This window comes from Bacillus sp. T3, from assembly GCF_033449965.1.
GTDB lineage: Bacteria > Bacillota > Bacilli > Bacillales > Cytobacillaceae > Bacillus_BU.
On record NZ_CP137761.1, the window covers coordinates 3,571,612 to 3,584,535 of the forward strand.

The 12,924-nt window shown below is 40.7% G+C and carries 4 protein-coding genes and 7 pseudogenes; 2 read left to right on the plus strand and 9 right to left on the minus strand.

All coding sequences use genetic code 11. The annotated features are described in order from the left end of the window. From fmt to RGF10_RS18260, 9 genes and pseudogenes are all read right to left on the minus strand, one after another. Positions 1 to 942: a methionyl-tRNA formyltransferase gene (fmt, locus tag RGF10_RS18220; protein WP_318504866.1), complete on the minus strand. Its 942-nt coding sequence runs from the start codon at positions 940 to 942 to the stop codon at positions 1 to 3. Next, complete coding sequence (gene def / locus RGF10_RS18225; RefSeq protein ID WP_318504867.1) at positions 939 to 1,424, minus strand: peptide deformylase; 486 nt, start codon at positions 1,422 to 1,424, stop codon at positions 939 to 941. Before def ends, fmt begins: the two co-directional genes overlap by 4 nt. A gap of 44 nt (positions 1,425 to 1,468) precedes the next feature. Beyond that, positions 1,469 to 3,881 (minus strand): annotated as a pseudogene (priA, locus tag RGF10_RS18230) (primosomal protein N'). 15 nt (positions 3,882 to 3,896) lie between these two features. Beyond that, positions 3,897 to 5,088 (minus strand): annotated as a pseudogene (gene coaBC / locus RGF10_RS18235) (bifunctional phosphopantothenoylcysteine decarboxylase/phosphopantothenate--cysteine ligase CoaBC). A 110-nt stretch (positions 5,089 to 5,198) separates the two neighbouring features. After that, positions 5,199 to 5,420: a DNA-directed RNA polymerase subunit omega gene (gene rpoZ, locus RGF10_RS18240; protein ID WP_318504868.1), complete on the minus strand. Its 222-nt coding sequence runs from the start codon at positions 5,418 to 5,420 to the stop codon at positions 5,199 to 5,201. 2 nt (positions 5,421 to 5,422) lie between these two features. Beyond that, positions 5,423 to 6,038, minus strand: a pseudogene (gmk, locus tag RGF10_RS18245) (guanylate kinase). Positions 6,039 to 6,049: 11 nt separating this feature from the next. Further along, positions 6,050 to 6,313 (minus strand): extracellular matrix/biofilm regulator RemA, encoded by a 264-nt coding sequence (gene remA / locus RGF10_RS18250; protein WP_318504869.1) that lies wholly within the window; start codon positions 6,311 to 6,313, stop codon positions 6,050 to 6,052. Between the two features lie 59 nt (positions 6,314 to 6,372). Beyond that, positions 6,373 to 7,247: pseudogene (locus tag RGF10_RS18255) on the minus strand (YicC/YloC family endoribonuclease). Positions 7,248 to 7,456: 209 nt separating this feature from the next. Beyond that, positions 7,457 to 10,136, minus strand: a pseudogene (locus RGF10_RS18260) (calcium-translocating P-type ATPase, SERCA-type). A 283-nt stretch (positions 10,137 to 10,419) separates the two neighbouring features. Here RGF10_RS18260 and RGF10_RS18265 point away from each other — a divergent pair. Then, positions 10,420 to 12,133: pseudogene (locus RGF10_RS18265) on the plus strand (NFACT family protein). A 413-nt stretch (positions 12,134 to 12,546) separates the two neighbouring features. Continuing rightward, positions 12,547 to 12,799 (plus strand): annotated as a pseudogene (locus RGF10_RS18270) (sigma-G-dependent sporulation-specific acid-soluble spore protein CsgA). Positions 12,800 to 12,924 lie beyond the last annotated feature (125 nt).

Here is a 12,924-nt window from a genome sequence, read left to right on the forward strand (position 1 = left end):
TTAATCTCCAATCTGATCACCGATGGTCAGAGAGACCTTGCCTTGTAAAAATTGAGTTGCAGGCATTCTCTTTTTCCCTGCTGGCTGCAATTCCGTAATTTTTATAGCTGTCTCATTGCCCGTTGCAACGACTATTCCATCCTTAACTATGTCAAGGACAGTACCTGGTGTACCGTTCTTAGTTGTATTTATTTTTTTGGATTGCCAAATTTTAAGTGTTAATTCATTCCATATCGTATAAGCAACCGGCCATGGGTTCAGGCCACGAATTTGGTTATAAATTTCCTCACCTGACTTGTGCCAATCAATCCTCTCTTGCTCACGTTTAATATTTGGAGCAAAAGTTGCTCTTTCTTCATCCTGAGGTATTGGAGTGAGTTGACCACCGATTAGCTTCGGTAAGGTTTCAAGGAGCAATTCGCAACCAACTGCACTTAATTTATCATGAAGAGTTCCGACATTATCCTCTTCTGTAATTTCGACTTCAGCCTGGGTTAGGATATCACCAGCATCCAATTTTTCGGCCATATACATAATCGTAATGCCAGTCTTCTCCTTGCCTTGTAAAATCGAATAATGAATCGGTGCACCTCCACGGAGCTCTGGTAACAACGAAGCGTGAACATTGATACAGCCGTATTTTGGTGCCTCCAATAATTGATTCGGTAAAATTTGCCCAAATGCTGCTGTCACAACTAAATCGGGTTGAAGCGCCAAGATCGGCTCCAACTCCTCCAGTCGCTTGATTTTTTCTGGTTGATAGACCGGAATCCCTCTTTTTACAGCTTCTACTTTTACAGGAGGCGGGGTCAATGTTTTTTTACGACCAACCGGGCGATCCGGCTGGGTTACGACTGCGATCACTTCATAGCCATTGTCAACAAGTGCACTTAAGATTGGCACCGAAAAATCTGGGGTTCCCATAAAAATAATTTTCGTCATTCCTCCTCGCCTCCTTCCATTTCACTTTCAGTCAAATACTTCGTTACTTTTGAAGTAAATAAAACACCATCTAAATGGTCCATTTCATGCTGAATGGCTCTAGCTAAAAATTCCTCTGCCTCAATTAGGAATGTTCTGCCTTTGCGGTCCTGTGCTTGGACCTTTACATAGTTTGAACGCGTTACTTCGCCATATATTCCAGGAAAGCTTAAACAACCTTCAGGACCAGTTTGACTCCTGGATTGTTGGATTAATTTAGGATTGATTAACTCAATTGTTCCAAGTTCATCATCTATATCAACAATCGCAATCCGCTGTTTTAAGCCAATTTGTGGTGCAGCCAAGCCTACTCCATCATGTTCAATCATTGTATCGTACATATCATCCAATAGTTTTGCCAGTTTTTTATCAAATACAGTCACTTTGTCACAGCTAGTTTCTAAAATTTCTGCAGGATAGGTTACTATTTTTCGAATTGCCAATGCCGTTCCTCCAATTGTTTCACATAATAACATTCTCTAGACATTTACATAAGGATAAATGGATTCATATCGATTGATATTTGTAATCCATTTGAAGATGTTTCTTGTAAAAATTGTTCCGTTACTTTTTTCATTGATTTTGCTAACTCTGGTTCCCGCTTGTATTTTATCAAACATTGATAGCGATATCTATCTTTGATCCTCGGAATGGGCGATGCGACAGGTCCGAGGATCACCGCTTTATCCGAGAGCTGGGAACGTAAATAGCGCGTAATTTTCTCGGTTACCGAGACGACCTTCATTAGATCCAAATGACTGATCGTCACAAGCGCCAAATAATAAAATGGTGGATAGCGATGAATTTTTCGCATCATCATCTCTTTAGCATAAAAACGATCAAAATCCTGAGCCCCAGCAAGCTCGATACTGTAGTGCTCAGGGGTATACGTCTGGATGACCACTTCTCCTGGTAGCTTGTGCCGACCAGCTCTCCCGCTCACCTGGGTCAAAAGCTGAAATGTTTTTTCAGATGCCCGAAAATCAGGTAAATGAAGCATCGTGTCTGCCGACAGAACCCCGACTAATGTAATATTAGGAAAATCAAGTCCCTTTGCAATCATCTGCGTACCGAGTAAAATATCCGCTTTTCCCTGCTGAAACTCTGTTAATAGTTTTTCATGCGAACCTTTGCGCGTCGTTGTGTCAACATCCATACGGATAACCTTTGCCGCTGGGAGTAACTTACCTAACTCCTCTTCTACCTTTTGCGTACCCGTTCCAAAATAGCGAATATGCTCACTTTGACATTCCTGGACACGTATTTGGCACATTAGCATCATAACCACAATAATGACATTTCATATTATTTTGAACTCGATGATAGGTTAAGGAGATTTCACAATGGGGACAAAGGATGACATACCCGCAGTCCCGACACATGACAAACGAAGAATGACCGCGTTTATTCAAAAATAGAACCGTCTGTTGCTTCTTTTCGAGGCGGTCCTGCAGCTTCTCAAATAAAGCTTTTGAAAACATGGAGCGGTTCCCTTCCCGAAGTTCTTCTCTCATGTCAACAATTTGGACTGTAGGCAACGCTTGATCATTCATTCTTTTTGAAAGAGTTAATTGATGATAAACACCTTTTTGAGCACGAGCAAATGTTTCAAGCGATGGGGTGGCACTGCCGAGGACAACAGGACATTGATAGCGATTTGCTCGTTGAATCGCTACATCCCGAGCATGATAACGGGGATTTTCCTCCTGCTTATAGCTTGTTTCATGCTCCTCATCAATAATGATAATCCCCAAATTTTCAAATGGTGCAAAGATGGCTGATCGTGCACCCACAACAACTTGTACCTCTTTACGTTGAATTTTGCGCCATTCATCGTATTTTTCTCCAGCTGACAATCCGCTGTGCAATACTGCAACCAAATCTCCAAATCTTCCTTTAAACCGATTCACCATTTGCGGTGTTAAGGCGATTTCAGGAACAAGAACAATCGCTTCCTTCCCTTTCTCAATCACCTGTTGGATTGATTGAAGATAAATCTCCGTTTTTCCACTTCCTGTAATTCCATATAACAGAAATACATCATGGCGCGCTTCATTAATCGTTGAAAGAATCGGTGTTATCGCTTGTTCCTGCTGAGCTGTTAAAACAAGTGGTTCTGTTCTTTTGAACTCGCGCTCAGCATACGGATCACGGTAGACTTCCATCTCCTGCTGTGTAAGCAGCCCTTTATCAACTAAATTTTTTATCGTTGTGCTATTGGTGGATAACTTCGTTAGCAGTTGCCGCAATTCGATTGGCTCAGGATGTTCGATGAAATATTCAACAATTTGCTTTTGTTTTTTCGCATTATTCAAATGGTCCTTTTCAAGTTGAAGCTCCTCAATTGATCGCTTAGGAAGAACATGCATGATTTTCTTTTTCTTCGTTCTTTCCTTCACCTCATACCGTACTTCGATTGTTCCATTAGCTGCTTCCTTTTTGACGATGGGTACTAAATGATGCTTTAATGCATCCTTCCAAGACAGCACATTGTCCTCCAAAAAAAACGGACGTAATTTTTCATGGAGATCGACAATGGTAGCATGAGGGGCGAGATAAATATTCTTTTCATATTGTGCTTTCAAGGCAGCTGGAATCATAGCTTGATAGGCGGAAATTTTTGTACAGAGTGCCTCTCTGGTCAACCAATCGCTAAGTTCAAGCATCTCCTGATTTAACACAGGAGTTAAATCCATCGGTTCAATGATTTCCTTAAGCTTTGAAAAGTCAGAATGTGATTTAAGCTCAAGTACAAATCCTTGAATATTCCGAGGTCCAAACGGCACTATCACTCGCATCCCAGGTTCAATCATCCCTTGCCATTGCTCGGGAATAAGATAATCAAAGCCTTTATCTGTTTGTTTTGCCGCTACGTCTACAATTACACTAGCGATATTCATTGATTCATCATCCTATTATAGTAGCGAAATTTGTTCAAGTAATTTTTGGGCAACCTCGTGCTTTGTCATAATTGGCAATTCAAGACTTGTCCCATCCTTTTTGAAAATCGTCACAATATTCGTTTCAGTCCCAAAGCCGGCGCCAGCCGTTTTAACATTGTTAGCAACAATCATATCGGCATTTTTCTTTTTTAATTTTCCCATCGCATATTCCTCAACATGCTCCGTCTCCGCAGCAAAACCAACTAGGATTTGATGGGTCTTTTTTTGACCAAGTTCAAATAGGATATCCTTCGTTCTTTCAAGCTCTAATACCTTTTCACCAGGTTGTTTCTTCATTTTCTGTTCGTGGCTTATTTTTGGACGATAATCTGCCACAGCAGCCGTCTTTATCACGATATCGGCCTCATCATATTGCGTGATGACAGCTTGATACATATCCTCAGCACTCTTTACATTGACAACGGTCACACCATTTGGGACAGGAATATTTACCGGTCCGGAAATTAAGATGACTTCTGCCCCTGCCTTTGCTGCTTCTTCAGCAATCGCATAGCCCATTTTTCCTGTTGAATGGTTGGTTATATAGCGAACAGGATCAATTTTTTCCTGGGTTGGGCCGGCTGTAACAATCACTTTTTTACCGACAAGCGTTTGGTTTGATTGATTAAAATAATGATCAATGATTTCGACAATCTTTTCCGGCTCTTCTAATCTACCTTTGCCGACATAACCACATGCTAAGTAGCCTTCACTAGGTTCAATAAAGCGATAGCCGTATTGTGCTAAAATCGCGATATTTTTTTTGACCGCAGGATGATCATACATATGGACATTCATGGCTGGGGCAATCCAAACTGGTGCGGTTGCGGCAAGTAATGTTGTCGTAATCATATTATCAGCAATTCCATTAGCCAGCTTCCCAATTGTATTGGCAGTAGCTGGTGCAACGATTATTAAGTCAGCCCAATCCGCTAAATCAATGTGAGCGATAACCCTTGAATCCTTTTCATCAAATGTATCGGTATACACATCATTTTTTGATAATGCTTGGAAGGTTAATGGTGTCACAAACTGTGCTGCTGCATCACTGAGGATCACTTTTACATTGATTCCTGCTTGCGTGAGCTTACTTGTTAGTGCTGCAGCCTTGTAAACGGCAATGCCACCTGGTTACACAAAGTAAAATCTTTTTTCCGTTCAACATATAGGTACCCCCACTATAACAATTTCTATCTTCCATTATGCAAGAATACTTCTTTTTTTTCACCTAAAATAAAATAACAACCTGCTAAAGGTTGTTATTTTACTTGTTTATTATTCAACAGAAGTATCATCATGTTTTGGTTCGTTCGTAAATGTTAGCTTTCCTGCATGGATTTCTTCCAATGAGCGACCTACATTTTTATGAGAAACGTATTTCCCAAGCTTGTAGTCGTTTGTTTCTTGTAGATTTCTAGCTCTTTTGGCTGCAACAGAAACCAATGAGTATTTTGAATCAATCTTAGTTAATAAAGAATCAATCGAAGGATAAAGCATGTTTAATCAACCTCCAGCATATTTTTATAGCGTTGTTCAATTCTTGTTCTACGGCAATGCTCTGCGATGACGATGGCCTTGATTTTCTCAACAGCATGTTCTACTTGATCATTCTCAACTACATAATCATATAAGGACATCATTTCTATTTCTTCTTTGGCAACTGTCATTCGATTATTAATAACTTCCTCAGTTTCTGTGCCCCTTGTCGTAATTCGATTCTTCAATTCGCTTAAAGATGGAGGGGCTAAAAATATAAATAAACCTTCAGGAAATTTTTCTCTAACCTGCTGTGCACCTTGAACTTCAATTTCGAGAAATACATCTTTTCCATTATCTAATGTTTCTCTCACATAATCAACAGGGGTGCCATAATAATTCCCAACAAACTCGGCGTACTCAAGCAACTTCCCTTGTGATATTAAGCTTTCAAATTCAGCTCGTGTTTTAAAGAAATAATCGACTCCATCAACTTCACCCTCACGTGGCAATCTCGTTGTCATTGAAATCGAATACTCAAAAGCCGTATTGGGATGGGAAAAAATTGCTTTCCGAACTGTACCCTTTCCAACACCGGATGGTCCTGGAAAGTACAATTAATAAACCTTTATCCTGCATATCTGTAAATCCTACCCTTCTTCAATGATATCCTCACGGTTATTTAATCTTTGCGCAACGGTTTCAGGTTGAACAGCAGATAATATCACATGATCGCTATCCATAATCATTACGGCTCGAGTCCGTCTCCCGTAAGTTGCATCAATTAAAGACCCTCGATCGCGAGCATCTTGAATAATTCTCTTAATCGGTGCGGATTCAGGACTTACGATAGAAATTATTCTATTTGCAGAAACAATGTTGCCAAAACCAATATTGATTAATTTTATCCCCATAGGAATCCCCCAACTTACCTCTCATTATTTTTACCGCAGATTTGATACCCTAAACCGTTTTACTCGATATTCTGTACCTGCTCTTTAATTTTCTCGAGCAAGCTTTTCATTTCCACTACTTCACTGGCAATAGTAGAATCATTTGCTTTAGAACCAATTGTATTGACTTCTCGATTCATTTCTTGAACAAGGAAATCAAGTTTTCTACCAACCGGCTCCTTAAGCAGGATAATTTTTTGAAACTGTTGTATATGGCTATCGAGCCTGGTTAGCTCTTCGCTAATATCCGCTTTTTCAGCAAAGACGGCGACCTCGGTTAATATTCTGGCTTCATCTATTTGTCCAGCAAGGAAATCCTGCATTCGCTTTGTTAATCGCTCTTGATACTGATTTACAACTCTCGGTGTCAGTTCTCTTAGCCCAATTACACGTTGTTTTATCTGGGTTAAATTTTCTGAGATATCTCGTGCTAAAGCCTCTCCTTCTGTCTGTCTCATCGCTTTGAGACCAAGTGCAGCTTCCTCAACCGCTTCAATAACTAGAAGTTCGAGTTCACCATTTTCTTCATCGCTTTCTTCAATGCTAATGATTTCTTCCCTTGCGATGAGTTCATTTAGAGAGATTTGTTGATCCAATCCGTATTTTTGATTGATGCTCGTTATGTATTGGTAGTATTGATCAAGCAGGCTCCAATCGATTTGAACTTTTCGATTAACAACGGCTTCACCGGATAAGGTTACAAATACTTCTACTCTTCCTCTAAGTATATGGTCACCTAGCTTCTTTTTCAATTTATCTTCTATTTTTAATAGTTGTCTTGGCATTCGAAAATAAAATTCACAAAAACGATGATTCACTGTTTTCAGTTCGACCGTGACGCTAAGGCGATCCGATTCTTTTTACTACGACCAAAACCTGTCATGCTTACGATCATAATTTTTCCACATCCAATCTATGAAGAAAATCAATTAAGGCAGGTGAATCCTTGGATCTTTAAGTAATATTCTCTGTTTAGCCTGTCTGTTGTTTTCAGCTACAGCTGCTCCAATAAACAACAGGCTTCTATAATAACAGTAAAATTAATTTCATTACAAAGAAAAGGTAATAGAGCCTCCCCTATTACCTTGTGAATTATATCATACTTTATTTTGATTTTCTTGCGAAAAATGAGCCGGCAAGTAAAAAAGTTGGAATAGAGGATAATGCTGTAATTAAGAACCAATCTTTCGGGATAATTGGAATCGTATGGAAGATTGGTTGTAATGGTGGATAGTAGATCACCACAAACATTAATAAAAATGAAGAAATGACCGCAAGCACTAAGTACTTATTTCCAAACGGATTCCGCGACAGAACTGAACGCTCACTGCGGCAGTCAAATACGTGAATTAACTGTGCCATTACTAATGTTGCAAACGCAACGGTTTGTGCATAAGCAAGCGTGTCTGGCGATTTGTATGTCGTCATAAACGCTGCTAACGTCACTACACCAATTAGGAAGCCCCGCGAAATAACCTTCCAACCTAGACCTCTTGCAAATACACCTTCTCTTGGACTGCGCGGCTTACGTTTCATTACATCCCCTTCAGGCTGATCAAGTCCGAGTGCCATCGCTGGCAGACCATCGGTGACAAGGTTTACCCACAGGATTTGAATCGGAACCAATGGTAACGGAAGCCCCATCAGCATCGCAAATAACATGACGAGGATTTCCCCTACATTTGAAGCTAACAGGTAACGGACGAATTTTCTAATATTTTCGTAGATATTCCGTCCTTCTTTAATCGCAGCTTTAATGGTTGCAAAATTATCATCTAATAAAACAATGGCAGAAGCTTCCTTGGCAACATCGGTACCGGTAATCCCCATGGCTACCCCGATATCTGCTGCTTTAATCGCAGGTGCATCGTTGACCCCGTCCCCTGTCATCGCTACAATATGACCACGATTTTGCAATGCTTTTACGATTTTTAATTTATGCTCAGGTGAGACTCGAGCAAACACGGATACATCCTCAACAACTTCTTCAAGCTCTTCAATTTCCATATCCGACAATTCCTTGCCTTCCATCACCTTACTCTTGCCGGTTAAAATCCCCAACTGCTTGGCAATCGCTTTTGCCGTAATGACATGGTCACCGGTAATCATCACGGTCTTGATTCCGGCTTCACGACATTCTCGCACCGCATGCTTTACTTCAGGTCGAGGCGGATCGATCATACCCTGTAAACCGATGAAAATTAAATCCTTCTCTGCCTCATCCTCATGAAGGATAACTGTATTTTCCGGCATTGGTTTAAAGCCGATGGCAATGGTTCTTAATGCCTGTGAAGCTAGCTCGGTGATGGCAGCTTGAATCGTCCCCTTTGTGTCTGCTGATAGGAATTGTGTTTTATTATCCCAAAGCGCCGATTGACATTTTCCTAACAGCACGTCCAGGAGCACCTTTCGTGACAATAAATTGCTTACCAGCTTGATCTTTAACCACGACGCTCATCATTTTCCGAGTTGAATCAAATGGAAATTCATGAATGATGTCAAACTGATTAAGCAATTGTTTGCGCTCATAACCAGCTTTCATTCCAGCAACGAGTAAGGCACCTTCCGTAGGGTCGCCATCGATAATATATTCTTTATTTTTCTGAGTAATTTCAGCGTGATTACAAAGCATACCAAACATCAGCAATTGTTGAAGTGCCTTATTATTTTGTGGGCTGATAGTTTGGTCACGATGATAGAAGCTTCCTCTTGGTACATAGCCCACTCCATCAACTGTCCATGTCTTGCCCCCACTCCACAAATGAGTGACGGTCATTTTGTTTTGAGTCATCGTTCCCGTTTTATCAGAACAAATCACCGAAGCACACCCAAGTGTTTCGACCGCTGGGAGCTTCCTTACAATTGCATTTTTCTTAATCATCCGTTGTACACCAAGGCTCAGGGCTACTGTTACGATTGCTGGGAGGCCTTCCGGTATGGCAGCAACGGCTAACGATACACCCGCTAAAAACATCGTATAAAGATCATGGCCTTGAAGCACACCTAAAACAACAACAAGGACGGTTAATAATAGAGCGGCAACAATTAATATTTTGCCTAATTGCTCCAAACGGCGCTGTAATGGAGTTTCCATTGTTTCTGCGGATTGAAGTAGGTCTGCAATTTGTCCCATTGCTGTTTTCATCCCGATCGCACAAACAATCCCAACCCCACTGCCGCGGGTAACCATTGTTCCCATGAACGCCATATTTTCTAGATCACCAATGCCAAGCTGCTGGTCCGCATTAAGAGAATCGGTATGCTTTTGGACAGGTAACGATTCCCCTGTTAACGCAGATTCTTCTATTTCCAAGCTTAATGCTTCTATTAATCTCACATCGGCACCAATTCGGTCGCCACTGACAAATTTTATCATGTCACCCGGAACGACCTCTTTCGATGGAATCTTAATCCAGTTCCCATCCCGTAATACTGTTACCTGCGGTGCAGACAGTTCCTTTAACGCCTGCAGCGATTTCTCTGCTTTTCTTTCTTGAAAAAAACCAAGAAAGCCATTCACGATTACAATCGCAATGATCGCAATTGCATCAATATATTCACCTAACAAACCCGAAATCAATGTGGCAGCAAGAAGAACAAGTACCATAAAGTCTTTAAATTGACTTAAGAATAGAAGTAAAGCGGATTGCTTCTCGCCTTCTTCGAGTTCATTATATCCGTACTGTTTTCTACGTTTGTTCACATCCTCATCGGACAATCCTAATGATAGGTCGGTGTTTAAGGCTTCTTCTACATCATTTCTACTCATTTCATGGAACTTCATCCGGCCATCTCACTTCCTCCTCTTATATACAAAGCAACATGAAAAGCGGAAGGCGCCCGCTTATCGGCTTGTGACCTCGAACCGATGGCGCCCGTAGCTAGACATTTATCTAAATAAAGCTTATTCAGACTCGTCCCAAAAAATGATAAAATGATTAGAAAAGCGGAAGAAGCACCCAAAGCAAGTTAATTACTCAGTGACTGGGACACTTGCGCCAAACTAATGGAATAGTCCTTATGCATATTAGCTTTGGACTGTACATAGAGAAAAGGATGTAATAAACATGTCTTTTGATGGATTATTTACGCGCGAAATTACGAACGAGCTTTCCCTGGCGCTTAAAGGGGGAAGAATCAATAAAATACAGCAGCCCTTTCCGAATGAACTGTTAATGGTGATTCGAGCAAATGGAAAAAATCAGCGATTACTGCTCTCGATTCACCCAAGCTATGCTAGAGTTCAGCTAACAAATGAGGTTTATGAAAATCCGAATGAACCTCCGATGTTCTGTATGCTGATGCGCAAGCATTTAGAAGGATTTATTTTGGAAGATATTCGGCAGATTGAACTGGACCGAATAATCGTGTTCGAGGTGAAGGGCCGGAACGAGCTTGGTGACATCTCTTATAAACAGTTAATCATTGAGATCATGGGCCGCCACAGCAATATCATTCTCGTTGATAAGGAACGGCAGATGATTCTTGACAGCATCAAACATGTTTCCTTTGCCGTCAACACGCATCGGGCCATTTTACCTGGACAGCCTTACATTCTGCCACCACAGCAGGATAAGGTGAGTCCGTTTGGTTTAACTGATGAAGAAATTTTGAAGCGATTGGACTTTAATGCTGGAAAGCTTGATAAACAGCTGGTGAGTAGCTTTGCTGGAATATCTCCATTGTTTGCAAAGGAAATAGTGCATCGAGCAGGGCTTGCCAATCGAGTGACACTGCCTAAATCTTTTTTAACGGTATTAAATGAAATAGAAAAACATGACTATCAGCCGGCGATAACAGTAAGTGAGGGGAAGGAATCTTTTTACTTATTCCCATTACAGTCATTGCGCGGGGAATCAAAAACATTTGCAAGCTTAAGCGAAATGCTCGACCGTTTTTATTTTGGCAAAGCGGTAAAGGATCGCGTCAAGCAGCAGGCAACTGATTTGCTGCGCTTTATCATCAATGAAAAAGAAAAGAATGAGAAGAAAATTAAGAAATTAGAAGCAACCATTGTAGAGGCTGAAAAAGCGAATGAATATCAACTGTTCGGAGAATTATTAACCGCGAATTTATTTGCTGTTCAAAAAGGAATGAAGGAAATCGAGGTCATCAATTATTACGATGAAGACGGGGCAAGCGTGACGATCCCGCTCGATCCACAAAAATCACCTTCAGAAAATGCCCAAAAGTATTTTAGTAAATATCAAAAAGCGAAAAATGCATTAGATATTGTGCATGGTCAAATTGAGCTTGCTCGTGATGAAGTCACTTATTTCGAATCGTTACTCCAGCAGGTGGAGACTGCTTCCACTCGTGATATTGAAGAAATTCGGGAGGAATTGGTGGAGGGCGGCTACATCCGCGACCAGGCGCAAACGACAAAATAAAAAGTCACAAGCATCCGCTAAACCGGTATTAGATAATTATTTTTCCTCTGATGGAACTGAAATCATCGTCGGCAAAAATAATAAACAAAATGACTATTTAACCAATAAACTGGCAGCGCGCGATGAAATTTGGCTGCACACGAAGGATATTCCCGGCTCGCATGTGGTGATTCGCAGTAAGACACTGGCCGAGCAAACGATTCTCGAAGCGGCTTCACTTGCTGCTTATTACAGTAAAGCACGGACCTCAAGCTCAGTCCCGGTTGATTATACATTAGTACGGCATGTAAAAAAACCAAGTGGGGCAAAGCCTGGCTTTGTGATTTACGATCACCAGCAAACAGTGTATGTGACGCCTAGTGAGGAGCTTGTGTTAGATTTGAAGAAATAATGGAAAAGATGCTGACTATTTGGTCGGCATCTTTTTTTGAAATTAACTGCTTTTTGAATCAATTTCTACTTTGGTTTCCGCTTTCTTCCTTTTTTGAGGCTAGTGGGCACCTAAGTGTTATTTGATTTCTTAATTAATAGCTCTTATGTCATACATAATTTTCTTCTTTTTCTGCACCCTATCCTTAGGAGGTGGCAGAGATGACCGAACCACAGCAACCAGGAAATAAAAAGATACCTGATTTCAAAGATTTAAACGACCAGGATAATTGCTGATAGTACCGAAGGACCCACTTTAGTAATAAAAACAAACCTCGATCCAAACGACGCAACTGAGGATAATCCATATTACAAAAACAAAGCACAAACAGATAAAGAAGCCTTTTTAGATTTTTTTAAGGAGTAGATTGTAGGATGGATAACACACTTGGATATTTACGGGAAACACTATCAAATTACACCGATCAATATGATATTGGCAAAAAGATTTATAAAAAACTTGTCGGTCACCATCATCATGGCGAGGGCGACTTCATTAAAGTGCTCAGCCAGGAGGAAATTGATTTTTTGGACCGGATTTTACCCGGATGAAATTAATTATGCTAAAGAAGAACAGGATAATGAGCGCGCTCGACAGTTAAATGAGGTTTACGAGCTGTTGTTTTAGGGTGGATGTCCGGAGCGGAGGTGAGTCTAGCTTGGGTTATTCGCCTGTTTTGGAGATTTATTCGCCAAAATTAAAATTTATTCGCCGATTTCGTCATTTAATCGCCGAAAATTAAATTTATTCGC